Here is a 26512-nt window from a genome sequence, read left to right on the forward strand (position 1 = left end):
ATTTACATTATTTTATTACTTTTTCGAGATATCTCTACCTGGAAATGTAGCGTTATAAAGTTAATTCTCGTCTTAAAGGCAAATACAAACAAAAAACCTAATATTGATATGAACAATTTTACCAAGATGATCCCAGCGCGATTACGTACTTCACTGACTTGCTCCATCCTTGCAGCAACAACTTTTTTCATGCAATCCTGCTCTAAGGACACAGCACCGGTGGTTGAAATCTCCTATTTAAGCATCGTAAACGCTACGCCGACTTTAGCTACATTCAATGCCTATGTAGACCAGACTAAAATAACCAATGCCGGCCCTCTATCTTTTGGCGCTGCAGTAGGTTATTTTCAGGCAACGCCTGGCGCGCATACTGTAAAATTCACTACAGCAAGCAGCACTGATCCGCTAATAAGCAAATCCGTTTCATTAGAAGCCAATAAGGCGTATTCTCTTTTTCTGATCAATAAATCCACCAATATGGATTATTTGCTGACGCCGGATCAGATCAACAATACAGCATCTGCTAAAGCTTTTGTCAGATTTGTGAACCTGTCTCCAGACGCCCCTGCACTTAACCTTAATGTAAAAGATGTGGCAACCGCATTAATTCCGGATCAGGCTTATAAAGCGGTAAGTAGCTTTATCGAAACAGAAGCCAAATCTTATACTTTCCAGCTTAAAAACAAAGCAAATGGCAATGCCGTTGGAGAAAACGATTTGACTTTTGAATTGAAGGCTGGAAAAACATACACCGTTATGGCTGTAGGTATGGTTACGGCTGCCGAAGGCGACCAGAAAATTCAAATCAAAGTAGTTACAAACCAATAACAATACCCAATAAAAAAGGGTGCTTACTTGCGCAAGCACCCTTGGGTTTATTTGTGTGTGTTTGTTGGTTAATGTCTTCCTCTACCACCGTGATCACCACGATCGCCTCTACCATGCCCACGATCATGATCTCTGTGGTCGTTATCTCTACGATCATTACCTCTATAGTCGTGACCCCTGCCCCTGTTCCAGTCGTTTTCCCTAACCCTTGAAGGTCTGGATCCCATTCCGTGCGGGTGTCCTTTAACCACATAATACCTGGAATCGTTGCTATAACGGATCACTTGCTGACCTCTTACAGATCTGTATCTGGCATAAGCTACCCTATCCCTGTCAAAATTACGATATGGGTCTCTCGAGTTCACCACGACTTTATATCCGCTGTACAAATCGTAGCCTCTATACCTCGAAGGCAGGGAAGCGGAATGAATCCACCGGTTGTTGTCCATGTAAATAAATCTGCGGGTGGGTACATTATAATAGCACTCCACATCAGGCAGGTAATAATTATCTACATAATCATAACCCACCGGACCCCATAATGGCTGAGATCCAATATTTAAACTTACGCTGATCTGAGCTGAAGCCTGATAGGGTAACCATCCCAATATACCCAGCATCCCTAATACCATTAACTTTTTCATAACATTATACTTTATAAGTTTCATTTGTGTGTTGTTAAGTCAAATCTCCATACCGAACATGAAATCAACATGAAATTTTCGAATTATTATTTCTTTTTCTTTTTCATGTTAATTTCATGTTCAGCACACACCTTTGTAGCTAATAAAGTGGCGCAGATGATAAACACATCGTGTTTTATAGCAGGGGATGTCAGTTTGCCTCGCAAGAGGCAAACTTTCTTTATATTTACATCATGAACATGAATCGCTTATACCGTTCTGTCTTAATAGTCCTATTGATCATATGGCTTCCCCTGTTGTCTACAGCCGGTAGAAAAGCAGCTGTGCCTTCCTTTGATGGCATCAATTTTTATCAGGACAAAAAAGACAAAAAGCAAGAGCAAGGCAAGGACAAAAAACCTGAAGTCAAAGAAGTTCCGCAATCCAGAAAACAGGAAAAGCCGGAAGAAGTGAAGTCAGATAAAAAAGATGACCGATCCAGAGATCGTAAAGGAAAAAACTAAAATACAGGCATGAAAGTTTTAATTGTTGAAGATGAAAAAACGCTGGCCTATGAAATGGAAGACTTTCTTAAAAAGGCCTTTTACATCTGTGATCTGGCACATAACATTAAGGATGGGCTTGATAAAATTGAAGCAAACAGTTATGATTTCATTTTACTTGATCTTGGTTTGCCTGACGGGGATGGCTTAAGCTTACTACCGAAAGCAAAAAAACACAATCCAGATGCAGCGTATATTATTCTTACAGCCCGGGGTAATCTGGAAGACCGCATTGCAGGTTTGGATCTTGGTGCCGATGACTACCTGCCCAAACCTTTCTCATTATTGGAATTGCAAAGCCGCATGCAGGCCATATCCCGTAGAAAATTTAACGTTAAGGAAGAACTGTTGCCGTTGGGCACCTTCAGCCTTGACCTTCAAAAAAGAATGATCTTTTTCAATGCAGATCAAATTGAGTTGTCCAGAAAGGAATTTGATTTGCTCAGTTATCTTTTCCTCCACAGCAATCGGGTATTGACGAGAATGCAGCTCAGCGAACACATTTGGGGCACTTTTGCCGATGATGATTATGATTCCAATTATATTGACGCACACATCAAGAACATCAGGAAGAAACTAAATGCCTGGGCACCCACGGATTTCCTGGAAACTGTTCGTGGCGTAGGCTATAGAATTAAAAAATAACGTGAAATTATCCTCCAAATTAATTTTATTCATTACCGGCTCTAAACTGGCTGTGGTATTGTTATTTATCATTTCCTTACCTTTTCTGGTTGATGGGATCGTGTCTGAATACACCAATTATTCCTTGCGCCGGCAACAGGAAAAAGTAATCAGTATTGTCAATAAAAACGGCGTAAATCATTATTTGCAAGGCGACAACAGTTACGGCAGCTATACCATGCTGAAAGAAGAATACATTGCCTTAGAGCCAGACTCTCAAAATCTGCACATCGACACCATCAAAGTTGCGCAGCGACTGGTAGAAAAGGACACACTTACTTATAGGATCCTCATCCACACCTTCAATTATAAGCATAAGAACTACCTGCTTGAAATTGGTAAAACGACCACTAGCATTAATCAATACAACAAACCATTGCAGCGCATTGCTTTGTTTGTGCTCATGGGTCTGATTGCGCTCAGTTTGCTATTCGATCTTTTATTTACCCGCATACTCATTCGCCCTTTAGGCAAAATCATCAGTTCTAAACTCATCAACAGAAAGTTCCCGTTTAAAGACCACTCTCCTCCTGTGCAAACGTCAACTGATGATTTTAAATACCTCGACGAGTCTTTAATCTTATTGATGGATCAAATTAACGATGCCTTTGAGAAAGAAAGGGAATTTACAGCAAATGCCTCGCACGAGCTCATGACGCCGATCAGCATCCTGCAAAATAAGATGGAGAACCTGATTGACGACGAGGAACTCAGTGACGCTGCCATCATGCGGATTGTTGAAATGATGAAAACGCTCAACAGGTTAAAGAAAATTTCAAATGCTTTGCTGCTGATCTCACGTATTGAAAACGAACAATTTGCAAAATCATACACAGCCAGACCAATCGACCTGGTCAATGAGGTGATTGAAGAAATCAGTCACCGTCTGGAAGAAAAAAACCTGACGATCACGGTCAGGCTCGAAGTCGAAAAGGCTTTAACAGGAATCAATAAAGATCTGCTCTTTCAATTGTTTTACAACCTGATCAACAATGCCATTAAATACAACGTGGAAAATGGCAGTATCCTTATTGAAAGTAAAGTTTCTGCCCAGGGTGATGATGTCATCATTTTATCAGACACCGGAATCGGCATCTCAGCCGACGAACTTCCTTTCATTTTTGACCGCTTCAGAAAGACTAACCTTTCAGAAAATGTAGGACATGGCTTAGGGCTTTCTATTGTAAAGAGTATTGGTTTGTATCACAACATCGACATCCAGGTCAAATCTATGCCAGGGACAGGAACAACCTTTACTTTAACTTTCCCAAAAGAAACGTACAAAACAAAAGCTTAAGCTTCAGTTGGCGTTAAAATCTCTTTTTTATAAAAAGAGTTGATGATGATCAGGGCCATTCCTGCCATAATAGACATATCGGCAACATTGAAAACCCCGGTTTGAAAAATCACGAAATCAATATGTAAAAAGTCCGTCACAGAGCCATAAATAATCCGGTCGTACAAATTGCCGACACCCCCACCAATTACAAAACAGATCCCGACAACTAATATTGCAGGCATGTTTTGTTTTCGCATCACCATATAGAGGCCAAAAAGAAGTGTCAGTAGTGGTAAAAGGGTAAGCAGCACAAACTTAAGTGGCGCACTTAAAGTATCTCCGGCACTTAAAAAAGCGCCTGTATTTTCTACCTTGGTTAAGGTAATGTGGTCATTAATAACTTTAATGTTTGCATGATAATCTACCCGCTCCCGCACCATATTTTTAGTCACCTGGTCACATCCAATATTAAAAAGGATAAATACCAGGATTAAAACCCTGATTAGCAGGTCACTTATTTCTCTTACCTTCATCGCAATTGCTTATTTGATAAATATAGGGATACTTTTTTTGAATTCATATGACACAAAACATCAAATAGAATTAGATATTAGCAAAAAACAACTATTCATCATGAAAAGACTTCTTTTATCTTTTATAATAGCAGCATTGTCTTTCAGCACATTTGCACAAGCTTTAACACCCGGTGCCAGTCTGCCCAAAGCACAATTTTACACTTCAGACGGTAAGGTATTTACGACCGATCAATTTTCCAAAGGCACTAAATCATTACTGATGTTTTTTGATGCGACCTGTGAGCATTGCCAGAAGGTGGCTAAAGAAGTCTCTTCAAGAAGCAAAGAAATTACCGGAGTTCAGATGTATATGATTACTCAGGATGAGCAACGTTCGATCAATTATTTTATGGATAACTTTGCAAAGCCCTTAAAAGAACTTAAAAATGTGACGGTTTTACAGGATAAGGATCATGTATTCATCCCTTTATTCCAACCCAAACAATATCCTTCGTTATATCTTTATGGTAAAGACCGGAAACTAATTCTTTATTCCAGCAATGAAAAAGACGTAGCTAAATTCTTCAAATTATTCAAGTAATTTAGCTACGTCCTTAACATATAGCCAGGGGCTAGTTTACTTTAAACGCGCGTCTGGCTAATAATTTCCAGTCCCCTTTTTGTTTTTCCCAAACCAGTACAATTCCAAGACTTACTTTACCTGGAACCCCACCATCGTTAGAATCTGCTTTTAAGACATGTCTCACAATGGCCGTATTTCCTGCAACTGTGATGGTCTGGTCCAGCAAATCAATTTTCAAAAAGTCCGACTTTTTAGTAGCAATTGCCTCTACAAAATCAGCTTTATGCTGAAGTCTAAGATTAGAATGCTCATATGTCAGGTTATCCGCTGCGATACTTTCCAGATCGGCTTTATTTCCACTAATCATAGCCAGTCTCATTTTCTCCACAGCCGCAGCTACTTTAGTTTCCTCTTTAGATTGTTGTGCCGTGGCAAATAGCGTCATAAACATTAAAATAATTAAAGTGATTGGTTTCTTCATCATATGCTCGTTGTATTAAGGTTAAAAGATTAGGTTATTTATACTTCAGGCCCATGTTATAAAACATAAAAGCCCATCGGTCAGCAATTTCCTCAATAGCTTTATCTGTCGGTTTTCCGGCTCCGTGTCCCGCATTGGTTTGTATACTGATTAGTACCGGCGCATCGCCAGCCTGGTCTTTCTGTAAGGTAGCAGCAAACTTAAACGAATGCGCAGGTACCACGCGGTCGTCATGATCAGCAGTAGTAACCAATGTTGCCGGATATTTCACTCCCGGTTTTAAAGCATGTACCGGAGAATAGCGGTACAAATAATCAAACATTTCTTTCGAGTCTGCCGAAGTTCCATAATCGTAGCTCCAGCCTGCACCAGCAGTAAACTGGTGATAACGCAACATATCCATCACCCCTACTGCCGGAAAAGCTACTTTGAAAAGATCCGGACGCTGTGCTAAAGTTGCACCCACAAGTAAACCACCATTAGAACCACCCATGCTGGCCAGATAATCCTTAGACGTATATTTATTGGTGATCAGATAATCTGCTGCTGCAATAAAATCATCAAACACATTTTGCTTTTTTAATTTGGTACCGGCCAAATGCCATTCTTCACCATATTCGCCTCCACCTCTCAAATTGGCAACCGCATAAATACCCCCCTGATCCAGTAAAATGATATTTGCGGTATTGAAGCTTGGCGTCAGGCTGATGTTAAAGCCTCCGTAACCATACAGCACCGTCGGATTTTGCCCGTTCAATACCAAGCCCTTTTTATAAGTGATGATCATGGGTACCTTGGTCCCATCCTTAGAAGTATAAAATATCTGTTTCGACTCGTAATTGTCCGGATTAAAATCAACACCCGACTTTTTATATAGGTCCGATTTCCCGGAGGCTATGGTATATTTAAAGATCGTTGTCGGATAAACGTAAGAGGTAAACGTATAGTACAAATCCTTATCCCCTTCTTTACTGCCAAAACCAGTAGCTGTACCCAGTCCCGGAAGTTTAATTTCATGTTCCAGCTTACCATCCATCTGGTACTGCAATACCACTGATACAGCATCCTTAATGTAATTGGCAAAAATGCGGCCACCACCAGTAGCAGGTGTCAATACATTTTTAGTCTCTGCAATTAAATCCTTCCAGTTTTCCGGTTTCGCGTTGCCTGCATCTACCGTTACCACCTTACCATTCGGTGCATTTAAGTTCGTGTAGATGTATAATTTACTGCCCATATTGGCAATTACACTGTGGTTCTTTTCAAAATCAGTTACCACAGGCACAATTGCAGAACCCGGACTTTTTAAATCCTGTATATACAATTCATTGCCGGAAGTAGAATTTGCAGCAGAAATGATCAGGTAATGCTGATCTTCAGTCAAATCCGCACTTACATAACGCCTGGGTGTCTGGTCACCACCAAAAATCAACACGTCATCAGCCTGTGCCGTACCCAATTTGTGATAATACAATTTATGGTGTTGTGTTAAGCCAGAAAGTTGGCTGCCAGCTTTAGGCTTGTCATAGCTGCTGTAATAAAAACCATCATTCCCTTTCCAGGCAATCCCCGAGAACTTCACATCGACCAGGGTCTCGCCAATCACACTTTTATCAGCAGCATGAAGTACAATAACCTTAGTCCAGTCCGACCCGCCTTCTGAAATCTGATAGGCAAGCAAGCTCCCGTCTTTTGAAAAATTGACTCCGGCCAATGAAGTCGAGCCGTCTTTCGAAAAAGTATTGGGGTCCAGAAATACTTCCGAAACACCATCCTTTTCCCGGTACAATACACTTTGATTCTGTAAGCCTGTATTTTTAGAATAATAGGTATAAGCCCCCTCTTTAAATGGCTGCGAATACTTTTCGTAATTCATTAGCTTGGTTAAACGATCTTTAATCGCATTCCGATAAGGAATTTTAGAAAAATATGCCCTGGTTACGGCGTTTTGTTCAATTACCCAGGCTTTGGTATCTTCAGCACGGTCATCTTCCAACCAACGGTATGGATCTGCAACTACGGTTTCAAAATAAGTATCTTTAATTTCTGTTCTTTTCGTCTGTGGGTAGGTCATTGTTATTTTTTGCTGGGCCATGCCTGATAGTGGCAGCAAGCCCAATAAGATTAAACTGTTTTTTAATGAAATCATTTCCTGATGTTTTTCAATTCCGAATTTAGGAATTAAAAAAAGAAATCTATCATTTTGTTCCCAGTCCGGTAGCCAAAAAAACAGCCAGTTGCTGGATGCGTTCAGCAGTCAGATCTACTTGCTTCGTCACTTCGAACCAGTCGCCCTGCTCTATCGCTTCGCGAATACCTGGCAAGGTTTTTACGCTGTAACCCGTATGCAAACCAGGTGCATACAAGCTGTGTTTATACCAGGGTCTTTGCGGTAACCCGGCTGTAAGCAGCAACTGACGTTCGGCCTGATATAGGATTTCACTTAGGCCCGCGCGTTCTTTTTTATCCTGTAATGCCTTTGTCGCACGTAATGAAACGTTTTCAACCGATTTGCCGAGTGCAGCAATCGCTTTATCCAGATTGGCAAAATCAAGTTCCGGCACCACAGGCTTATTGCGTGGAACGTAAAAAACTGTCAAAGGATCTGCTGCCTGCTGGTATTTACCTTCATTGATCAAACGGTTTTCCTGCGCATTACTTTCACGTAAATCATCGCCCAGCTTAATTAACTCCTGAACATAGCCTTTCAATGCCACATGAAGATCAGCATATTCAAAAGGTAAAACATCCGCTTCAGCCAGGCGCAACAAGGTGCGCCCGGTCACTTTGGCCAGCGTAATTCCATAATCAAAGTTACGGTCCTTAAAGCGGACATAATCCTCATACGAATCAAAATTAGTATGGTATTCTCCACCTTCATCTTCGCCTTCAAACTCAAAATTAAGCGAAGGAATACCAAGGTGTTGAAAGAAAGGCGAATAATCCGATCCTGTACCCAGGGCATCCAAAGGAAATTTATTCAGATCAAAGCGCTCTTTTTTTAACTTCAAAGTCGTACCTGTCACCAGATCATGCGATTTGCGCCTTTCCAACACACTAACCTGGGTCTGAGGATCAGGCACTTCCTGTGCAATATCGGTCACCAGACTTGCCAATTGCTGGGCCCCACCGGCCTTTAGAAAACCACGCCCGTTTCCATCGGTATTGATATAAGCTACCGCTTTGCGGCTGAGTTCATCTGCATGATCTTCCACCCATTCTGTAGAACCGAGCAAACCAGGCTCCTCACCATCCCAGGCACAATACACCAATGTTCTTTTTGGTTTATAACCCGTTTTGAGCAATGCGCCAATGGCTTTTGCTTCTTCCAGCAGGGCAGCAAGTCCGCTTACCGGGTCAGCAGCCCCATTTACCCAGGCATCATGATGGTTACCACGAACGACCCATTGATCCGGATAAACTGTCCCTTTAATTTTCGCGATCACATTGTAAGCCGATACGCGGTTCCAGTTGGATGCTACTTTCAAATGTACTTTAGCACGTCCGGCACCGATGTGATACGTAATCGGCAAGGCTCCGCGCCAGCTTTCGGGTGCTACAGGACCATCAAGGGCAGACAATAAAGGCAAAGCATCATGATAGCTAATGGGCAAAACCGGTATTTTCAAAATGCTCTGCGCATCTTCCTTAAGTATCCTTTCTGCCGTTTGCGTAGCCGCGATTCCTGGTGTTAAAGGATCACCGGGTTGCACCATCACATCCAGTACCGAACCCCTTTGAGCGGCATTTTCATTTTTAAAAGGACCTGCCGGATAAACATCACCTTTATAATATCCATCTTCTTTGGGATCGGAGTAAATGATACAACCAATGGCTCCTCTTTCATAGGCCAGTTTAGGTTTAAGTCCGCGCCACGACCTTCCATATCTCGCAATCACAATTTTACCTGAAACATTTAGTCCCAACTTTTCCAATCGATCATAGTCCTCGGGCAAACCAAAATTTACATAAATCAGTTCTCCGGTCACATCGCCATCTGCGCCCCAGGCATTATAAGCAGGCAACTGACCCGATTGTCCGGAGCTGGCATCGTCAGCATAAGCCGGTTCTTTTAAGCTTGCTGTAAACTGAATGGGTTCAGTCAAAGTCAGCACCCTGGTTTTCGGTGTTGGAAACAACACCTCATAACGTTCAATCTTGCTATCCAGCCAACCATAATCCTTAAATCGCTTTAAAATGGTTTCGGCTACGATTTTACCCTGTTCAGACCCCAAATGATGTGGTTTTGCACTCAGCTCCTTAATGGTACGACCAATGTTTGCAGCATTCAGCTGCTGGTCAAAGCGCTCTTCTAAAGTACGTTGTAATACGGAGGATTTTGAACTGAATCCCCGCAAATCAGTTGTTTGAGCAAATAGCCCATTGGAATTGGCCGCTAAAAGCAAAGCCAAAATTACCCCCTGTGTTTTCATGCTTTGTTGTGTAAAAGTTTATCCATAGAATCTTCAATTTCACCAGCCAACAATAATTAATTAAAGATAACAAAATACCCTTAATAATTACGACAATGTGACCTTACCACAAAGATACAGAATAAAGACTACTAAATTAATAGATTTAATAATAAACCCATTTTTATTAATTCATAATAATTTCTATCTTGAACCTGCCTATGTTATATATTTCTATTGCCCTGATATGCCTGCTTATTTGTGGCGGCATTTACTATTACAACCAATTGGTACGCCGGAAAAATCGGATGAACGAGGCTTGGAGTGGCATTGATGTCTACCTCAAAAAGCGGCACGAGCTAATTCCAAACCTGGTCGAGACTGTTAAAGGTTATGCAGGATATGAACAAAGAGTATTGCAAAACCTTACTGTTCTCCGTTCTGAGGCAGGGCAAAAGGCCCAAAGTCAGGAAAAGATAGATACAGAAAACAACCTGTCGCAACAAATTACCCGGTTAATGGTCATTGCAGAAAACTATCCGGACTTAAAAGCAAATACCAATTTCCTGCAACTTCAAACCCAACTGGAAACTTTGGAAACCGAGATTGAACTTTCCAGAAGGTATTACAATGGCACCGTCCGCGAAAACAACATCTCGGTACAGTCCTTCCCAGGAAATCTGATTGCCTCTGCATTTGGTTTTAAAGATGGCATCTTCTTTGAAATCAGCAATACCGAAGAACGCGAATCCCTAAACGTTTCATTCAAATAGCCACATGATCTCCAGAACTTTATCTTCAGGCATCGGACTTCTTGTTCTTTTGTTCTTAATCGGTAACGCTAGCCGCACTGCCTGCGCTCAGGAAACTTACCCGGAGCCACAAAACACCACTGAAAGAATCATGTCCTTTCATTCTGACATCCGGATAGACAGTACCGGAATGATGTATGTGAGCGAGAAAATCAAAGTTTATGCATCGGGTTCAGAAATTAAACGCGGTCTGGTCCGAACAATACCCATTTTCAGAAAAGACATTTTCGGACAAAAGAAATCGGCTGATTTTAAAATAACCAGCATTTTAAGAGATGGAAAAAAGGAAAACTACAAAACGAAGAAAGACAATGGAGCGCGTAGTATATATATAGGTAATGAAGACATCATCCTGGACCCCGGGGTTTACGCCTATGAAATCAATTACGAAACCAAGGGACAGGTTGGCTTTTTTGAGGATTATGACGAAATTTATTGGAACGTAACCGGCAGTGAATGGTCATTCAGAATAGACAGCGCATCGGCAACCATTGTACTTCCCAAAGCTGCTATGCCCGGCAATACTGCCTGTTATACCGGCCCTACAGGTTCTAAGGCTAAAAATTGCAACATCACTGTAAATCCAGACCATTCTGTAACCTTTAAAACCGTTGCAGAACTGAACAGTGGTGAAGGTTTTACCATAGCCGAGGCATTTACCAGGAACGTAATTCAAAGACCTTCTGCATTGGCATTATTTTTTAACGATTTCCTTAAAATTGCCCTAACTTTTGTTTTGCTGATTGGACTTGCAGCGTATTATTACATAAGTTGGTCACGTTACGGTCGCGATCCAAAGGAGAAAGTTGTCATTCCTACGTTCAAAGTGCCAAACGACTGGTCGCCCGCCCTGCTCCGGTATTTTTACAAGAAAAAAATCGACGACAAATCATTTGCCATTTCCATCATCAATATGGCTGTAAAAAAAGTCATTAAAATTAGTAAGGGAATAGGTAAAAAAGAAGATTATGCAATAGAGCGGTCTACCGGTCTGACCAATTCACTATCTAATGAAGAAGAGGCCATTTATTTCCGCTTTTTAAATACGAAAAAAAGAATCTACATCAACAAAGCCAACGGTGCTACCATCAATGCCGGAAAGAATGCACATCGGGAACGGCTTAAACCGCAATTAAATTTAAAGGAATTCTTTGTTGAGCATAAGGCACACCTCATGAAGGCGATTGGAATTACGATTGGAGCAAATGTCATCTTTATGATTTTTGTAGAAAAAGGTGGGCCACTAACCTTATTGTTTCTCAGCCCTTTTATTGTAATTGGCGGCGCATGTTTCATTTCCGGCATCAGAATGTTTAAAACCTCAAAGGCAGCAGCTATTTTCTTAATCGTCTGGGGAGCAGGATTTGGTGGTGGTCCGCTGTTCATGATATTCGGCAGCCTGGCTCACTTACCCCTACTTTCCACCATTTTTTTTACGGTCAGTATCCCCATGTTTGTTCTGTATATTTTCCTGATCAAAGCGCCTACAGAAGCCGGTTCAACAGTGATCAATCAAATCAAAGGCTTTAAAATGTATCTGGAAACCGCAGAAGCAGACCGCTTGAACATTCTGAATCCACCGGATTTAACGCCTGCATTATTTGAGAAATTCCTGCCCTATGCACTGGCACTGGATGTAGAAAATGCCTGGGCTGCTAAATTTGAAAGCATTTTAAATGACGCAGACTACTTGCCCGACTGGTATGAAGGTGACAATTTCAATCACAGAAACATGGCGGCTGGTTTTATACAGCCTTTTAACAGCGCAGTTAGCGACAGCAGACCGGATACAGGATCATCATCCGGCTCGTCCGGAAGTTCCAGCTGGAGTTCCGGCAGCAGCGACAGTGGATCATCCGGTGGTGGAGGTGGTGGCGGAGGCGGGGGCGGCTGGTAAACAGTTAAACCAGACTTTTGGCCTTGATCATTTCAAAAGCGCCATCCCAAAGCAAAAGTCTTTTTTTCAAGGATTCGATGCTGGCGGTTTCTGCAGCTTCCCAATAGGCTTGATTGTCGCTACAGAGGTCGGCAGTCATTTCCAAAGCCAGATGGCTATGGTGATCACCATCCACTTCAATATGACGATCCAGGTAGTACTTAAATAAGGAAATCTGATCCGGAAACTTCTGGTTTAAATCGTTAACAATTGACAAAAACATGTTTGGAATCAAATCTTCGCGACCAAAAGTAAAAGTACTGGCCTGTAAATGAGCCTGCCCGCTATTGATGATCTCGAAAGTGAAGTCTACAAAAGCCCTTGCTTCGGCAGGCGTACCTGCTGTCAGGTAAGCAGCATTCAAATCCTCGCCAGCTTTTAACGCATTTACAAAACTATAGATCTCAGCGGTGTCAGCGCCACACTGGTCCATGGCATCCAGATACATTTCAAAATGACTTTTACGTACACCAGAATGATCCACATCCGATTCTTCACCTGCTACGATTTCGTTAATAAGGTACCTGATGTTACCAGAACCAACCGGAAACCAGGGTAACGAAGTACAAGTCAGGTTAATCTGAAGCGACTTCAATAAGGACATGAAATCCCATACGGCATACACATGAAATTGCATGAAGATTTTAAGATCTTCAAGGTCATTGATTACGCCATAAACTTTATGGTTAATAATTTCCTGTCTTAATGGCTCAATGGCATCCTGTATTTTTTGAATCGCTTTATTCATCCTATTTAAATAATGCGCAAAAGTAAATAATTATGACACAGCCAAGCATAAACTTTTTGTCATTTTTATTTTTTCAAAGCATCATAAGCTTTGGCAAAATCAGCCCGTTTAATAGAAAGGCAACCATTCGCCCCTTTTTTAAACTGATCTTCCGTAATGGATTGCATCTCCAGCGCCAAACGCCTGTTGCTGTATTTATAATTCGTTTCCCAATTGGCCTCTCCCGCTTCCAGGCCCTTATACTTTAAGCTCAAATAACTGGCTACTTTTTGTTGTCCTTCAAACGATGTTATTTTAAAAGCAAAACCAGCCAGTACCCCGTTGTAAGCTAACAAATCAACATTTTGCGGCACATAACCCGCAAATTCAAATTTACTGTTACTGAAAGTATAAGAGATCATCTGTTGCTGATCAAACAACAATTCTTTTTTAATGTCTTTAATGCCAGTAATTAAAGTATCTATGGTTTCTGTTAGCTGAAAGATGCTTAGGTCGCTTTTTTTAACAATTTGAGCTCTTGAAGTCAAAATCAGGATGAACGTGAAAAAGAATAGCAATAAGAAACGGAAATGATATTTTAACATAAAATTGAACATACTGAGATAGCATAACGCAAAAAGCTAGCTTTTGTTTCCCAATAAATAATCCCACGCTGCTTTACTACATTCTGCAATAATCCGGTCCGTCACTTGCTCCGATTCTTTCGTCATGGATACAAAAACCGCAATCGCAAAATGTTTGCCATTTGGTAACGTAACCACCCCAATATCATTACTTGCGGCAGTGATTCCTGCTGCATTTGCACCAGAACTTCCCGTTTTATGAGCCACAATGGTTCCTTTGGGAAGTAAACCCTTAATCTTATTAGGTCCTGATGAAGCTTTTACCATGATATCCCAAAGAAAATCGCCAGAAGATTCAGACAGTATTTTTTTATCATAAAATAGCTTCAGCAACTGAACAGTAGAAAACGGCGTACTTGAGTTCTTAAACTGAACCTGCTCATCCAAATGCATTTCCTCTTCAGTAGCTAAAATTGCTACATCTTTAATCCCGATGCGATGGATAAACTGGTTTACCTTTGCCGGCCCACCAAGTAATCTAAATAAGATATCACAACCATTGTTGTCGCTTTGTGAAACCGTATAACTCAGTATTTCAGCAAGTGAAACGGATACATTTCCCAAGGGGTATTTCTCTCTAAGGGGACTCCAGGTATTGGGCAAAAGATCCTTGGGTGTAACCCACAATTGTTGATTCAACTTCAACTTACCTTCATCCACTTTTTTGAGGACAGCAAGTGCCAAATGAAATTTGTATACACTTTGCATTGGATAATGAACTTTTCCGTTAAAACCTACAGTGTCCCCATGCTGAAGATCAAGTACCGCAAAACCAATCTTAGCATCATGCTTACCTGCAATAATTTCAATTGTTTTTTTTAAATCTGGTTGACCCTTTTGGCCAAAGCCATTTGTTGCAATCAATAGCAAGCATATAACTATGCTGATCTGACCAGGAATTTTAAAATTTTTCATATCTGCGCAATTACAATGGTTATCATTTCAATGGTCAGCAAAGGTAAAGAGAAAAAACAGCACTCGTCATTTTCTACACCTTACACAAAATTTAATCTCTTACCAAGACACCTGAATGGCATGCCGCGCTGCCTTACAACGAGGTCCTTTTAAGCCTTTGCTAACGCCAATGCAACTGCAGAACGTTTATTTCTGGCAATCAGCAACCAGGCAAACACGGCTCCCGTTAAGGCCATTACCGTTCCAACCCATACTGGAGAAGTATAGTCGTAACCCGCTGCCAATGGCAATCCGCCCAGAAAAGCACCCAGTGCATTTCCAATATTGAAACTGGCCTGACTAACCGATGCTGCAAGCATTTCTGAACCTTTTGCACTGTTGATCATCAGCATTTGGATTGGCGCAGCTAAAGCAAATGCAACAGCACCAGTAATAAAGGTCATGATCAGAGACAGCGTCTGGTTCGTAGAAATATAGTGCACTATAGTTAAAGCAATAGCCATAGCAATCAATAAAGAGATGGAAGCTTTTGCCGGCGAAAAGCGATCTGCCAGACGGCCGCCAATGAAATTACCAACCAGCATCCCCAAACCAGCCAACACCAGGATGTAAGTAATTGAGTCGGCAGAAAAGCCTGACACCTCTGTTAACAATGGCGCAATATAGCTGTACCACGAAAACAATCCGCCAGTACCGATAGCAACCATAAAAATAATCAACCAGGCCTCTGGTAATTTAAAAAATCCAAGCTCTTTTTTCAGGTTTCTGTCTTTTGTAGCCGGAAGGTTTGGCATCCACAATTTTAAACTCAGCAACGTAACTAAACCTACAATAACAATGATGACGAATGTATAACGCCACGAATAATGGTGACCAATATAGGTGCCCAGCGGCACGCCAATCACGTTGGCAACAGTTAATCCGGCAAACATTAACGATACGGCCTGAGCCGCTTTACCTTTGGCCGCAATGCGGCTGGCCACTACCGAGCCTACACCGAAAAAGGCACCATGTGGTAACCCGGCCAACAAACGCGCAACCAACATGGTATGATAACCTGGGGAAAAGGCCGACAATGCATTAAAAGCAGTAAACATCATCATTAAAGCAATCAGTATCTTTTTTGGAGGGTAACTTCCGGCAATGGCCACCAATAATGGGGCGCCGATCACAACGCCTAACGCATAGGCCGAGATTAAATGCCCCGCCTGGGGAATCGTAATGGATAAATCTTTAGCGATATCAGGTAGTAAACCCATCATTACAAATTCTGTAATCCCTATTCCGAGTCCACCGAGCGTTAAAGTTAGTAAGCTTTTCTTCATTGTACGTACTGATGTTAGTGTAAAATATACACGATGCAAAACTACCTAAAAAAACGCCCCGGTTAAGTCTTACAAACGTAAATTTATAGCCGTAACAACTTACATATCTAAATAACGCACCAGGATATTCCAGAACTTCCTGGCAGTATTTTAAATTTATTAAAACACTATGGCACAGTATATGTTTAATAAATAAAAACATCGATATGGATTATAAGAAATTAATAACTAGCCGTCTCTCCAATATCCCACATAGATCAACAGATACTACAGGTGCAGTGGTGGCCTTGTTAACGGGACTTGCTGTAGGTGCTGTACTGGGTGTATTGTTTGCTCCTGAAAGTGGAAAAAAAACAAGAGAACGTATATCAGATAAAGCTTTAAATCTAACTGATGATTTAAAAGATAGCTATCATACATTGAAAGACCGGGTTTCAACCGGAAAAGAGGACCTGGTTGGTTTAAAAGACCGGGTGGTAGACAATGTAAAAAGCAAAGCCAATTCCGTTACACAAGAGTTTAAAGACTTTAAAGATGCCGAATTGGAAAGAGCAAAATCAGCAGTTAAAGATGCAGCTGATGATGCCAATGATTCAGTTCAAAGCATTTAGTATAAAATAGTCAACTGATTAGGCCAACGCGCATTAACATCAGCAGATTAATCTGCTGATGTTAATGCGCGTTGGTGTTTAAAGAACAATTGTGTGATTGGAATAAGTAACAAACCACACAAGCCAAATATGACAAAAGACACCCTAAGGTTAAATGCATGAGCCAGGTAGCCAATAAGCGGCGGACCAAGCAACATCCCTGTGATGACATACGTAGTAATGATGGAAATGGCCATTCCGGCTGAGTACTTTTTCGATGCCCCGGCAAGTGCATAGGACATGGGTACTACTGCGGCCGTACCAAAACCTACCATAGAAAAACCAATCATCGCTGTCCAGAAATAAGGCAATAGGATCGCCAGGCTGATACCACAGGCGATGAACAATCCGCTCATGATATAAGTTGCCGGCATGCCAATCCGGACCACAATGAGGTCTGATGCAAACCGCGACAAAGCCATAAAGGTCATGAAAATCAGATAGCCATAAGTAAATATCTCCACCTTAATTACTTTCTGAAAATAGATTCCGCTCCAGTCAAACATACCCCCTTCGCAGATGGCTGCAAAAAAGCAGACCAGGCCCAGGTATAAAATGTACGGATCCGGCTTTTTGCTCAACACAATCTTATTACCACTTTCTGCCCGGTCATTGGTAATTAAAAACTGGTAAGAAAAGCAGGTTATGCCCAATGCCATCGCCCCAACTATTATAAAATGTAATTGCAAGTCTACATGTAGGCTAAGCATCAAAGTAGAAAAAGCAATACCGGCAATTCCACCAGTGCTCCAGAAACCGTGTAAGGAACCCATAATCTTCTTATCCATCTGCTTCTGTAAAGTAATGGCCTGGGTATTTGCCGAAATGTTAAATATCCTGGTACTAAAAGCAAACAAAGCCACTGCAAAAACCAGGCTGACAGTATTGCTGGTAAATCCGATCAGCGCCAAAGCACAGGTATTCACACCATAAGCTACAGCAAGCGGTACGCGGCTGTTGAACCGGGAAACTAACCAGCCGGAAATTGGTAATCCGATTAATGATCCGACTGGCATTGCCAATAACAATGATCCCAATTCCGCCTCATTAAAATTGAAAATGGCTTTGATGGTGGGTATTCTGGAGGCCCAGGTAGCAAAGGTGAAACCTGAAATAAAGAAAAACAGACTTAAGAAAAAACGGTGTTTTGTTGTAGAGATCATTGCACTGGTGTTTGCGTTGCAAAACTAAGGATTCATTTTGACAAGGCCCCTCTTTTCCGTCATTTGATAAATCTCTTTGCCAAATTTACATTTTATAAAAAAAATAACATAGCTTTACAAAAAACTTTAGGGGTGCCTTGCGCTGAGATATACCCTTTGAACCTGATGCAGTTAGTACTGCCGAAGGGAAAAGTAAGAGCAACCTCTTGTTGTTCTTTTTCCATTCCTGTTACAGGCTATTCCTACAGTTTTTCATTTTGTTTTAGAAAAACTACAATCAATGGAAATCACTGTAAATCAACAAAATCATCAGCTTAACGAACCATGCTCGGTCGAACAAATGCTGTTTATGCTGGAAGCTCCGGCCAAAGGCATTGCCGTTGCCGTCAACCATTCCATCATCTCGAAATCGGACTGGCCAAACCATGTGTTGAAACACGGCGATCAGATCATGCTCATCAAAGCCACGCAAGGCGGATAAACCACTAACCAATCTTTCATTATCAAATCAATTTTTATGAAGACAGAAAAAACGCCCAATGCAGAAGTGATTAGCAGAACTCCATTTCCTGCTTCACGCAAAGTATTTGTTAAAGGACAGTTGCACGACATTGAAGTGGCTATGCGTGAAATCTCCTTGACTGACACCAAAATCCACAATGGTTTTGGCTTAACAGAACCCAATCCCCCGGTAACCGTTTACGATACCAGCGGTCCCTACACCGACCCAAATGTGCACATCGATGTGAAAGCGGGTTTACCTCGCCTGAGAGAAAAGTGGATCACCAATCGTGAAGATGTAGACCAGCTGGATCACATTTCTTCTGATTACGGTCAGCAGCGTTTGGCTGATGCCAAGCTTGATGTTTTGCGGTTTGCCTACCAAAACAAGCCCTATAAGGCCAAGCCGGGAATGAATGTTTCTCAAATGCATTATGCCAGGAAAGGTATCATCACTGCGGAAATGGAATACATCGCGATCCGCGAAAACCAGCGTATTGACTTACTCAAAGCACAACTGGGCGATCAGCACGAAGTCATGAACCATCAACATAAAGGCCATAGCTTTGGAGCCAATACGCCGAAAGGTTACATTACTCCTGAGTTTGTACGCGCTGAAGTAGCTGCAGGCCGTGCAGTCATTCCTTGTAACATCAACCACCCGGAACTGGAACCCATGATTATCGGGCGTAACTTCCTGGTTAAGATAAACGCCAACATCGGCAACTCGGCAGTAACTTCTTCCATTGAAGAAGAAGTAGAAAAAGCAGTTTGGGCCTGCAGATGGGGCGCTGACACCATTATGGATCTTTCTACTGGTAAAAACATACACGAAACCCGGGAATGGATCATCCGCAACTCCCCTGTCCCAATCGGAACCGTACCCATTTATCAGGCTTTGGAAAAGGTAAATGGTAAAGCCGAAGACTTAACCTGGGAGCTGTTTCGCGACACGTTGATTGAGCAAGCTGAACAAGGGGTAGATTATTTTACCATCCACGCCGGTGTATTACTGCGTTACGTACCACTAACGGCTAAAAGGGTAACGGGTATTGTTTCCCGTGGTGGTTCCATCATGGCCAAATGGTGTCTTGCACACCACAAAGAAAACTTCCTGTATACCCATTTTGAAGAAATCTGTGAGCTTATGAAAGCCTATGACGTTGCCTTCTCTTTAGGTGATGGTTTAAGACCTGGATGTATTGCTGACGCCAACGATGCAGCCCAGTTTGGTGAATTGGAAACGCTGGGTGAGCTGACTAAAATCGCCTGGAAACACGACATACAAACCATAGTTGAAGGCCCCGGTCATGTGCCGATGCACTTGATTAAGGAAAATATGGAAAAACAGTTGGAACATTGTTCGGAAGCCCCATTCTATACCTTAGGCCCGTTGACAACCGACATCGCACCGGGTTATGACCACATCACATCAGCCATTGGCGCTGCAATGATTGGCTGGTTTGGTACGGCGATGTTGTGTTATGTAACACCAAAAGAACATTTGGGCCTACCGAATAAAAAAGATGTGAAGGATGGGGTAATCACTTATAAAATTGCAGCGCACGCGGCAGATTTGGCCAAAGGGCATCCGGGTGCGCAATACCGCGACAATGCCCTGAGCAAAGCGCGCTTCGAGTTCAGATGGGAAGATCAGTTTAACCTTTCACTGGATCCAGACACGGCAAAAGAGTTCCATGATGAAACTTTACCCGCCGATGGTGCAAAAATCGCACACTTCTGCTCCATGTGCGGACCAAACTTCTGCTCGATGAAAATTACCCAGGACGTGCGCGAATATGCAGCCAAACAAGGCGTTGATGAGCAGGAAGCATTAGCGCAAGGTATGGCTGAAAAGTCGAAAGAGTTTGCAGAAAAAGGCAGTGAAATTTATCTATAAGCACTTGCCTGATGGAACTGTTTATAATTTCTGACCCACTTGCTTTTGAAGGAGAAACTGAACTGATCAATTCCCTTTTTGAATTGGGCATGTCGGTTTTCCATCTGAGAAAAGAAGGAATGAGCAGGTCTCATTATGCCAATTTGATCGAAGCAATTCCGAAACAATACCACAACAGAATCGCTTTACATCAGTTTCATGAACTTAGTCTGGATTTTGCTGACATTAAACGCTTACACTACCCGGAATGGTTCAGACGGAAAACATTAAAACAGGAATTACCCAATAAGATGGATGGAAAGATTTTAAGTACTTCCATCCATCAACTGGCAAGCCTGCAGGAAACTAACCGTTTTGATTACACTTTTTACGGACCTGTGTTCGACAGCATTTCGAAACCTGGATACGCAGGCTTCCTGCGGCCAGGTTTTAAACTTCCTGACGTAAGACCTGCTCAAATCATCGCAATTGGGGGGATTGAACCGGACAATCTGGAGCAGATTAAAGCATTTGGATTTGACGGACTGGCTGTACTGGGTGCGATCTGGAACAAACGCAGCAATGCAATAACACATTTTAAATACATTCAGGAAAAATGCAGACAGTAAGACCTTACGTCATGAGCATTGCGGGTTTTGACCCCAGCGCGGGTGCCGGCCTCCTGGCCGACATCAAGTGTTTTGAACAACACCGGGTTTATGGCTTTGGCGTCTGTTCTGCAATGACCACACAAACCGATAGCGATTTTTTAAGCAACGAATGGCAAACTGCCCGGCAGATTATTGATCAGACGACTCCCCTGCTTAAAAAATTTAAGGTACAGGCCTGTAAAATAGGGTTAATTAAAGACCTGGAAGTTCTGGAAGAGGTGTTATACTTTTTGAAAGCACAGGTGCCGGCAATTAAGATTGTACTGGATCCGGTGCTGAAAGCCAGTGCAGGTTACCACTTCCACGACTGGAATGAAGGGCTGGGTAAGCTCAAGCCTATTTTGAAACAGATTGATCTGATCACACCAAATTATCCCGAAATGAAGCAACTGAGCGGGCCGCTGGATATAACATCTGCTGCCATCCAATGGTCATCATATTGTGCAGTATTACTCAAAGGTGGTCATAGCCCCCTCAATACGGGTACGGATTATCTCTTTGAAAATGGTACCGTAGAGGAGCTATTCCCCGCTGTAAACAACATTTCACAGAAACATGGCTCAGGATGTGTACTGTCGGCAGCAATTACGGCCAGACTTGCCCTTGCTCACCAATTACCGGAAGCCTGTATACTGGCTAAAAAATATGTTGAACAATTTTTAAACAGCAATACCTCCCTATTGGGGTATCACAAACTATGATCAATAAATTACATTACATCTCGCAGGCACCAGATGCTGCTAGTCATCTCCAAGCCATCAATAAAATACTGGTTGCTGGTGGCAAGTGGATACAGTTACGTGTTAAAAACCAAACAGAAGAGACCGTGTTGCCAATTGCCATAGCCGCAGTTAAACTTTGTGAGCAGTTCGGGGCAAAACTGATCGTCAATGATTATCCGCTGGTAGCTTTGAAAGCGAATGCCCATGGCGTACATCTCGGACTTGATGATATGCCTGTTGCTGAAGCAAGAGCGCTTGTAGGTCCGGATATGATTATTGGCGGTACTGCAAATACGCTTGCACACATGCAATTGAGGGCCGATGAAGGTGCAGATTACATTGGATTAGGCCCATACCGTTTTACAACAACCAAAGAAAACTTAAGCCCGGTGATCGGATTACAGGGATATGCCATTTTGATGAAGCAGACCCGTGAAGCAGGTATTTCTATACCGGTCATCGCCATTGGTGGGATCCATCCGCAAGACATCCCCTCCCTGATAGAAACGGGTATACATGGCGTAGCAATTTCAGGAGCATTAAGCAATAGAAATGATACCGCAGACATTCTAACTGGTATTTATAACGCTTTATTGCAGGACTGAGCTTAAGTAAACCACATAAATCAACCATCATGTTAAAAATAGCAGATAAAATATTTAACTCCCGCCTCTTCACCGGAACCGGGAAATTCAGTTCGGCCACGACAATGGAGGAAGCTTTGCTTGCTTCTGCCTCAGAATTGGTCACAGTGGCCCTGAAAAGAGTAGACATCAAGGCCCAGGAGGATGACATTTTAAAGCATCTTAAATACCCGCACATCAATTTATTACCCAATACATCTGGTGTTAGAAATGCAAGGGAGGCTGTATTTGCAGCACAAATGGCCAGAGAAGCACTTGAGACCAACTGGGTCAAACTGGAAATCCATCCTGACCCTAAATACCTGATGCCCGATCCAATTGAAACGTTAAAAGCTACAGAAGAACTGGCCAAACTGGGTTTCATTGTTCTACCCTATATCCATGCAGATCCGGTACTTTGCAAGCGTCTTGAAGATGCCGGCACCGCCGCGGTAATGCCTTTAGGCGCGCCGATAGGCAGCAACAAAGGCTTAAAAACCATAGATTTCCTGGAAATCATCATCAGCCAAAGTAAGGTTCCTGTCATTGTAGACGCAGGCATTGGTGCTCCATCTGATGCTGCAAAAGCCATGGAAATCGGTGCAGATGCTGTACTGGTCAATACAGCTATTGCAGTCTCCGGCAATCCGGTGCTCATGGCTCAAGCTTTTAAAATTGCAGTGCAAGCCGGAAGAATGGCTTTTGAAGCCAAGTTAGGATTGGTAAACTCCCAAGCCAGGGCCAGTAGCCCCCTAACCTCATTTTTAGATGATTAATCCAGGCGTTTATTTTACCATTACATACCATGGCCAGTTTTAACGATATATTTGATGCCTGCAGCTGGGAAGAAACCCGCCAAAGCATTTATAACAAAACCACCGAAGATGTACTCCGTGCATTAGACACTAAAAAACGTACATTGGAAGATTTCAAAGCTTTAATTTCTCCTGCCGCAGCACCTTATCTGGAGCAGATGGCACAGATCAGCCAGGCTTTAACGCTCAAAAGGTTTGGTAAAGTGGTACAAATGTATGTACCACTATACTTATCCAATGAATGCAATAACATTTGTACCTATTGCGGCTTTAGCTACGACAACAAGGTACGTCGCAAAACACTATCTCCAATGGAGATCATGCAGGAAGTAGCAGTCATCAAAGAAATGGGCTACGATCACGTGCTTTTGGTTACCGGAGAGGCCAATCAAACCGTACACACCGAGTACTTTAAAAAGGTATTGGAGCTGATTCGTCCACATTTCTCCCACATCTCCATGGAAGTGCAGCCTTTAGACCGCTCAGATTACGAAGAACTGAGGCCTTACGGTTTAAATACCGTATTGGTATATCAGGAAACATATCACGAGGAAGATTATAAAAAACATCATCCTAAAGGTAAAAAATCGAATTTTCAATACCGGTTGGATACACCAGACCGCCTTGGAAAAGCAGGCATTCATAAAATGGGCCTGGGCGTATTAATCGGTCTGGAAGACTGGCGTACAGACTCATTTTTCACCGCACTACACCTCGATTACCTGGAAAAAACCTATTGGCAAAGCAAATACAGCATTTCTTTTCCGCGCTTAAGACCTTTTAGCGGAGGATTGGAACCTAAGGTGGTCATGAACGATCGCGAGCTGGTACAATTGATCTGCGCTTACCGTCTGTTCAACGAAGAAGTAGAGCTGTCTATCTCGACCCGGGAATCCATGGATTTCAGAAATAACATCATCAAACTCGGCATTACTTCAATCAGTGCAGGCTCTAAAACCAATCCTGGAGGGTATGCCGTGGAACCACAATCCTTAGAACAATTTGAAATTTCAGATGAACGCAGCGCCGCAGCAATTGCGGCAATGGTTACAGCACAGGGTTATGAACCAGTTTGGAAGGATTGGGATACCAGTTTTGTATAATTTTAATCAAAGGGATGAATACAGCAGAATTGAAACGGTACGACCGCCAGATGATCTTGCCCGAACTAGGATTGGATGGCCAATTGAAATTAATGAACAGCAAGGTGCTGGTTGTTGGTGCCGGCGGACTAGGCTGTCCGGCCTTACTTTACCTGGTTGCCGCTGGCCTTGGCAAAATCGGCATTGTAGATCACGACACAGTAGATGAAACAAATCTGCACAGACAGATCTTATTTAACCGGAATGATCTGGGCAAGCTAAAAGCGGAGCTGGCTGTGCAGAAACTGACACAACTAAACCCTGATGTTCATTTGGTGGCTTATCCTTTACGATTAATCGCAGCCAATGCCAGGGAAATCATCTCCGGATATGACGTGGTTATAGATGGCTCAGACAATTTCTCAACGCGATATCTGGTCAATGATACCTGTGTAGCATTAAACAAACCCCTGGTTTTCGGTTCCATATTCCAATTTGAAGGCCAGATCGCTGTGTTTAACCATCTTAAAGGCCCGGATTACCGAAGTTTATACCCGGAACCTCCTGCACCGGATGAAGTACAAAACTGTGCTGAAGCAGGAGTTATCGGTACCCTTCCCGGCACCATCGGCACCATGATGGCCAATGAAACCATCAAGGTGTTGACTGGCATCGGGAAAACGCTTTCGGGAGAACTACTCATTTTTAACATGCTCAACAACAACATCCAGATCTTTCCATTCAGCAAAACCAAAGTAAAGAAACAACCTGTCGATGCAACAAAAAAAAACGCCGCTGAGATCCAGATGACACAATTAGAAGCCTGGAATGCCTTAAATATTCCCTTTCAAATCGTAGATATTCGAGAGCGTTATGAATTCGAAGAAAATAATATTGGGGGCATCAGCATTCCACTTTACGAACTCAGCAGCCAGCTGGATCAACTGGCAGATCAGCCAAAAATTGTCTTTTGCTGTACCAGCGGTCTGCGGAGCCGGATTGCGGTAAACTTAATTCCACAGAAAAACAATCAGGAAGTATTCACATTGATCCTGCCTCAGGACTGCAAAATCTAAAGCAGATTGCTACCTTTGTATTTCGATAAAAAATACATCTGCCCGATATAGGGTTCAATAAGCACATACATGATAGCAATAGGACAATACAACGACCTGAGAATTATAAATAAAACAGAAACAGGCCTTATTTTAACAGATGGTGAAAAAGAGGTCGTCATGCCCTATACTGATGTACCAAAAAATGCAGAAATAGGAGAAAACATCAATGTTTTCGTTTTCATGAACAAAGATGGGCGCTTGCATGGTACAACGAAAAGACCATTGGCTTGCGTTGGTGATTTCGCTTTTTTAACCGTAGTTGACGAGGCTGAAGATGGTGGTGCTTTTATGGACATCGGCATTGGAAAAGATGTATATGTACCCAAGCGTGAGCAAAAACGACCAATGTTTAAGGGCGACAAACATGTGGTTTATGTGTTTTTAGATGAAAGCAACGACAGGATGCTGGCTTCTTCTAAACTGGTAAATTATGTAGAGGAAGAAGATTTCGACCTGGAAGAAGGCGATGAAGTGAGCTTATTGATTGTTGATCGTTCTGACTTAGGTTACAATGCCATCATCGACAACAAGTACATCGGTTTATTATATACCAATGAATTGTTTGATGAACTTAATCCAGGAGAGGAACGAAAAGGATGGATTAAGAAGATTCGTGTAGAAGGTAAAATCGATTTGAGCTTACAACCTATGGGGTACGGTCATATCCTGGAAACTAAAGATGTGATCCTTGCAGATTTAAAAGATAGCGGAGGTGTCATTTCATTAGGCGACAAAAGTAGTCCTGAAGACATTTACCACCGTTTCAAAATCAGCAAAAGCGCGTTTAAAAAAGCAATTGGTGGTTTGTACAAAGACAGGTTGATCACGGTATCAGATGATGAGATCAGGTTGTTTGTTGACGATCAGGCGGACTAATCAATTCTAATAAAAAATTAACCATTCTACGCTGAGCCTGGCATCTCTAGGTTCCTGAAGGGAACAAGAGTGCCCGGGTCTCATC

The 26512-nt window shown here is 42.3% G+C and carries 27 protein-coding genes and 1 riboswitch; of the genes, 17 read left to right on the top strand and 10 right to left on the bottom strand.

The window, feature by feature from the left end:
- Positions 1-108: 108 nt before the first annotated feature.
- Complete coding sequence (locus IM797_RS03245; RefSeq protein WP_194125642.1) at positions 109-828, top strand: DUF4397 domain-containing protein; 720 nt, start codon at positions 109-111, stop codon at positions 826-828.
- 68 nt (positions 829-896) lie between these two features.
- On the opposite strand, the gene IM797_RS03250 is transcribed toward IM797_RS03245, so the two are convergent.
- Entirely contained in the window at positions 897-1472 is a 576-nt protein-coding gene (locus IM797_RS03250; protein WP_194125643.1) for a hypothetical protein, read from the bottom strand.
- Positions 1473-1705: 233 nt separating this feature from the next.
- Here IM797_RS03250 and IM797_RS03255 point away from each other — a divergent pair, with 233 nt between their 5' ends.
- Genes IM797_RS03255 through IM797_RS03265 form a run of 3 tightly spaced genes read left to right on the top strand, consistent with a single transcriptional unit; the run spans position 1706 to position 3995 of the window.
- On the top strand, positions 1706-1975 hold the full coding sequence (locus IM797_RS03255; protein ID WP_194125644.1) for a hypothetical protein: 270 nt from the start codon (positions 1706-1708) through the stop codon (positions 1973-1975).
- A gap of 9 nt (positions 1976-1984) precedes the next feature.
- Positions 1985-2659: a response regulator transcription factor gene (locus IM797_RS03260; RefSeq protein ID WP_194125645.1), complete on the top strand. Its 675-nt coding sequence runs from the start codon at positions 1985-1987 to the stop codon at positions 2657-2659.
- A 1-nt stretch (position 2660) separates the two neighbouring features.
- A complete protein-coding gene (locus tag IM797_RS03265; RefSeq protein WP_194125646.1) occupies positions 2661-3995 on the top strand; it encodes a HAMP domain-containing sensor histidine kinase in 1335 nt (444 codons plus the stop codon).
- On the opposite strand, the gene lspA is transcribed toward IM797_RS03265, so the two are convergent.
- A complete protein-coding gene (gene lspA, locus IM797_RS03270; protein ID WP_194125647.1) occupies positions 3992-4510 on the bottom strand; it encodes a signal peptidase II in 519 nt (172 codons plus the stop codon). The two genes, IM797_RS03265 and lspA, sit on opposite strands and share 4 nt — an antisense overlap.
- Positions 4511-4610: 100 nt before the next feature.
- On the opposite strand from lspA, the gene IM797_RS03275 reads away from it, so the two are divergent.
- Positions 4611-5093 carry a redoxin domain-containing protein gene (locus IM797_RS03275; RefSeq protein ID WP_194125648.1) on the top strand — a complete coding sequence of 161 codons (483 nt, stop codon included), beginning with the start codon at positions 4611-4613 and terminating at the stop codon, positions 5091-5093.
- Between the two features lie 31 nt (positions 5094-5124).
- Here IM797_RS03275 and IM797_RS03280 read toward each other — a convergent pair whose 3' ends face one another.
- The 3 genes from IM797_RS03280 to IM797_RS03290 are packed head-to-tail and all read right to left on the bottom strand — an operon-like array spanning position 5125 to position 9989.
- Positions 5125-5559: a nuclear transport factor 2 family protein gene (locus IM797_RS03280; RefSeq protein ID WP_228098698.1), complete on the bottom strand. Its 435-nt coding sequence runs from the start codon at positions 5557-5559 to the stop codon at positions 5125-5127.
- Between the two features lie 31 nt (positions 5560-5590).
- Positions 5591-7705, bottom strand: coding sequence for a prolyl oligopeptidase family protein (locus tag IM797_RS03285; protein ID WP_194125649.1), 2115 nt, complete (start codon positions 7703-7705; stop codon positions 5591-5593).
- Positions 7706-7754: 49 nt separating this feature from the next.
- Entirely contained in the window at positions 7755-9989 is a 2235-nt protein-coding gene (locus IM797_RS03290) for a transferrin receptor-like dimerization domain-containing protein (RefSeq protein ID WP_194125650.1), read from the bottom strand.
- Positions 9990-10189: 200 nt separating this feature from the next.
- On the opposite strand from IM797_RS03290, the gene IM797_RS03295 reads away from it, so the two are divergent.
- A complete protein-coding gene (locus IM797_RS03295; protein WP_194125651.1) occupies positions 10190-10741 on the top strand; it encodes a LemA family protein in 552 nt (183 codons plus the stop codon).
- A 4-nt stretch (positions 10742-10745) separates the two neighbouring features.
- Positions 10746-12677: a DUF2207 domain-containing protein gene (locus tag IM797_RS03300; RefSeq protein ID WP_194125652.1), complete on the top strand. Its 1932-nt coding sequence runs from the start codon at positions 10746-10748 to the stop codon at positions 12675-12677.
- 4 nt (positions 12678-12681) lie between these two features.
- On the opposite strand, the gene IM797_RS03305 is transcribed toward IM797_RS03300, so the two are convergent.
- The 4 genes from IM797_RS03305 to IM797_RS03320 form a co-directional block, all read right to left on the bottom strand.
- Positions 12682-13464 (bottom strand): DUF3050 domain-containing protein, encoded by a 783-nt coding sequence (locus IM797_RS03305; RefSeq protein WP_194125653.1) that lies wholly within the window; start codon positions 13462-13464, stop codon positions 12682-12684.
- 65 nt (positions 13465-13529) lie between these two features.
- Positions 13530-14048 carry a hypothetical protein gene (locus IM797_RS03310; RefSeq protein ID WP_194125654.1) on the bottom strand — a complete coding sequence of 173 codons (519 nt, stop codon included), beginning with the start codon at positions 14046-14048 and terminating at the stop codon, positions 13530-13532.
- A gap of 36 nt (positions 14049-14084) precedes the next feature.
- Positions 14085-15002: a class A beta-lactamase, subclass A2 gene (bla, locus tag IM797_RS03315; RefSeq protein WP_194125655.1), complete on the bottom strand. Its 918-nt coding sequence runs from the start codon at positions 15000-15002 to the stop codon at positions 14085-14087.
- Between the two features lie 149 nt (positions 15003-15151).
- Positions 15152-16327 (bottom strand): MFS transporter, encoded by a 1176-nt coding sequence (locus IM797_RS03320; RefSeq protein ID WP_194125656.1) that lies wholly within the window; start codon positions 16325-16327, stop codon positions 15152-15154.
- Positions 16328-16533: 206 nt separating this feature from the next.
- Between IM797_RS03320 and IM797_RS03325 the strand changes: the two genes are divergently transcribed.
- A complete protein-coding gene (locus IM797_RS03325; RefSeq protein ID WP_194125657.1) occupies positions 16534-16938 on the top strand; it encodes a YtxH domain-containing protein in 405 nt (134 codons plus the stop codon).
- 47 nt (positions 16939-16985) lie between these two features.
- On the opposite strand, the gene IM797_RS03330 is transcribed toward IM797_RS03325, so the two are convergent.
- Positions 16986-18140, bottom strand: a complete 1155-nt coding sequence (locus IM797_RS03330) for an MFS transporter (RefSeq protein WP_194125658.1) — start codon at positions 18138-18140, stop codon at positions 16986-16988.
- A gap of 118 nt (positions 18141-18258) precedes the next feature.
- Positions 18259-18346: riboswitch (TPP riboswitch) on the top strand.
- A gap of 74 nt (positions 18347-18420) precedes the next feature.
- On the opposite strand from IM797_RS03330, the gene thiS reads away from it, so the two are divergent.
- The 9 genes from thiS (at position 18421) to IM797_RS03375 (ending at position 26427) form a co-directional block, all read left to right on the top strand.
- Positions 18421-18621: a sulfur carrier protein ThiS gene (thiS, locus tag IM797_RS03335; RefSeq protein WP_194125659.1), complete on the top strand. Its 201-nt coding sequence runs from the start codon at positions 18421-18423 to the stop codon at positions 18619-18621.
- Between the two features lie 36 nt (positions 18622-18657).
- The gene (thiC, locus tag IM797_RS03340) at positions 18658-20541 is read left to right on the top strand and encodes a phosphomethylpyrimidine synthase ThiC (protein WP_194125660.1); all 1884 of its coding nucleotides are present in this window, start codon (positions 18658-18660) and stop codon (positions 20539-20541) included.
- A gap of 11 nt (positions 20542-20552) precedes the next feature.
- A complete protein-coding gene (locus tag IM797_RS03345; protein WP_194125661.1) occupies positions 20553-21149 on the top strand; it encodes a thiamine phosphate synthase in 597 nt (198 codons plus the stop codon).
- A complete protein-coding gene (locus IM797_RS03350; RefSeq protein ID WP_194125662.1) occupies positions 21137-21892 on the top strand; it encodes a hydroxymethylpyrimidine/phosphomethylpyrimidine kinase in 756 nt (251 codons plus the stop codon). The genes IM797_RS03345 and IM797_RS03350 overlap by 13 nt, the downstream gene beginning before the upstream one ends.
- The gene (locus tag IM797_RS03355; RefSeq protein ID WP_194125663.1) at positions 21889-22518 is read left to right on the top strand and encodes a thiamine phosphate synthase; all 630 of its coding nucleotides are present in this window, start codon (positions 21889-21891) and stop codon (positions 22516-22518) included. The genes IM797_RS03350 and IM797_RS03355 overlap by 4 nt, the downstream gene beginning before the upstream one ends.
- A gap of 29 nt (positions 22519-22547) precedes the next feature.
- Entirely contained in the window at positions 22548-23312 is a 765-nt protein-coding gene (locus tag IM797_RS03360) for a thiazole synthase (protein ID WP_194125664.1), read from the top strand.
- Between the two features lie 29 nt (positions 23313-23341).
- The gene (gene thiH, locus IM797_RS03365; protein ID WP_194125665.1) at positions 23342-24454 is read left to right on the top strand and encodes a 2-iminoacetate synthase ThiH; all 1113 of its coding nucleotides are present in this window, start codon (positions 23342-23344) and stop codon (positions 24452-24454) included.
- A 14-nt stretch (positions 24455-24468) separates the two neighbouring features.
- On the top strand, positions 24469-25509 hold the full coding sequence (locus tag IM797_RS03370) for a HesA/MoeB/ThiF family protein (protein WP_194125666.1): 1041 nt from the start codon (positions 24469-24471) through the stop codon (positions 25507-25509).
- A gap of 69 nt (positions 25510-25578) precedes the next feature.
- Positions 25579-26427, top strand: a complete 849-nt coding sequence (locus tag IM797_RS03375; RefSeq protein ID WP_194125667.1) for a S1 RNA-binding domain-containing protein — start codon at positions 25579-25581, stop codon at positions 26425-26427.
- The last annotated feature ends 85 nt before the right edge of the window (positions 26428-26512 follow it).

The sequence above is a fragment of the Pedobacter sp. MC2016-24 genome (assembly GCF_015223055.1).
Taxonomy (GTDB): Bacteria; Bacteroidota; Bacteroidia; order Sphingobacteriales; family Sphingobacteriaceae; genus Pedobacter.

Coding starts and splice junctions, on each gene's coding strand:
- IM797_RS03245 (WP_194125642.1), top strand. CDS start 109: ATGAACAATTTTACCAAGATGATCCCAGCGCGATTACGTACTTCACTG.
- IM797_RS03275 (WP_194125648.1), top strand. CDS start 4,611: ATGAAAAGACTTCTTTTATCTTTTATAATAGCAGCATTGTCTTTCAGC.
- IM797_RS03345 (WP_194125661.1), top strand. CDS start 20,553: ATGGAACTGTTTATAATTTCTGACCCACTTGCTTTTGAAGGAGAAACT.
- thiH (WP_194125665.1), top strand. CDS start 23,342: ATGGCCAGTTTTAACGATATATTTGATGCCTGCAGCTGGGAAGAAACC.
- IM797_RS03320 (WP_194125656.1), bottom strand. CDS start 16,327: ATGAAGAAAAGCTTACTAACTTTAACGCTCGGTGGACTCGGAATAGGG.
- IM797_RS03350 (WP_194125662.1), top strand. CDS start 21,137: ATGCAGACAGTAAGACCTTACGTCATGAGCATTGCGGGTTTTGACCCC.
- IM797_RS03250 (WP_194125643.1), bottom strand. CDS start 1,472: ATGAAAAAGTTAATGGTATTAGGGATGCTGGGTATATTGGGATGGTTA.
- IM797_RS03360 (WP_194125664.1), top strand. CDS start 22,548: ATGTTAAAAATAGCAGATAAAATATTTAACTCCCGCCTCTTCACCGGA.
- bla (WP_194125655.1), bottom strand. CDS start 15,002: ATGAAAAATTTTAAAATTCCTGGTCAGATCAGCATAGTTATATGCTTG.
- thiC (WP_194125660.1), top strand. CDS start 18,658: ATGAAGACAGAAAAAACGCCCAATGCAGAAGTGATTAGCAGAACTCCA.
- IM797_RS03290 (WP_194125650.1), bottom strand. CDS start 9,989: ATGAAAACACAGGGGGTAATTTTGGCTTTGCTTTTAGCGGCCAATTCC.
- IM797_RS03305 (WP_194125653.1), bottom strand. CDS start 13,464: ATGAATAAAGCGATTCAAAAAATACAGGATGCCATTGAGCCATTAAGA.
- IM797_RS03330 (WP_194125658.1), bottom strand. CDS start 18,140: ATGATCTCTACAACAAAACACCGTTTTTTCTTAAGTCTGTTTTTCTTT.
- thiS (WP_194125659.1), top strand. CDS start 18,421: ATGGAAATCACTGTAAATCAACAAAATCATCAGCTTAACGAACCATGC.
- IM797_RS03255 (WP_194125644.1), top strand. CDS start 1,706: ATGAACATGAATCGCTTATACCGTTCTGTCTTAATAGTCCTATTGATC.
- IM797_RS03280 (WP_228098698.1), bottom strand. CDS start 5,559: ATGATGAAGAAACCAATCACTTTAATTATTTTAATGTTTATGACGCTA.
- IM797_RS03370 (WP_194125666.1), top strand. CDS start 24,469: ATGAATACAGCAGAATTGAAACGGTACGACCGCCAGATGATCTTGCCC.
- IM797_RS03325 (WP_194125657.1), top strand. CDS start 16,534: ATGGATTATAAGAAATTAATAACTAGCCGTCTCTCCAATATCCCACAT.
- IM797_RS03310 (WP_194125654.1), bottom strand. CDS start 14,048: ATGTTAAAATATCATTTCCGTTTCTTATTGCTATTCTTTTTCACGTTC.
- IM797_RS03300 (WP_194125652.1), top strand. CDS start 10,746: ATGATCTCCAGAACTTTATCTTCAGGCATCGGACTTCTTGTTCTTTTG.
- IM797_RS03355 (WP_194125663.1), top strand. CDS start 21,889: ATGATCAATAAATTACATTACATCTCGCAGGCACCAGATGCTGCTAGT.
- IM797_RS03375 (WP_194125667.1), top strand. CDS start 25,579: ATGATAGCAATAGGACAATACAACGACCTGAGAATTATAAATAAAACA.
- IM797_RS03295 (WP_194125651.1), top strand. CDS start 10,190: ATGTTATATATTTCTATTGCCCTGATATGCCTGCTTATTTGTGGCGGC.
- IM797_RS03285 (WP_194125649.1), bottom strand. CDS start 7,705: ATGATTTCATTAAAAAACAGTTTAATCTTATTGGGCTTGCTGCCACTA.
- IM797_RS03260 (WP_194125645.1), top strand. CDS start 1,985: ATGAAAGTTTTAATTGTTGAAGATGAAAAAACGCTGGCCTATGAAATG.
- lspA (WP_194125647.1), bottom strand. CDS start 4,510: ATGAAGGTAAGAGAAATAAGTGACCTGCTAATCAGGGTTTTAATCCTG.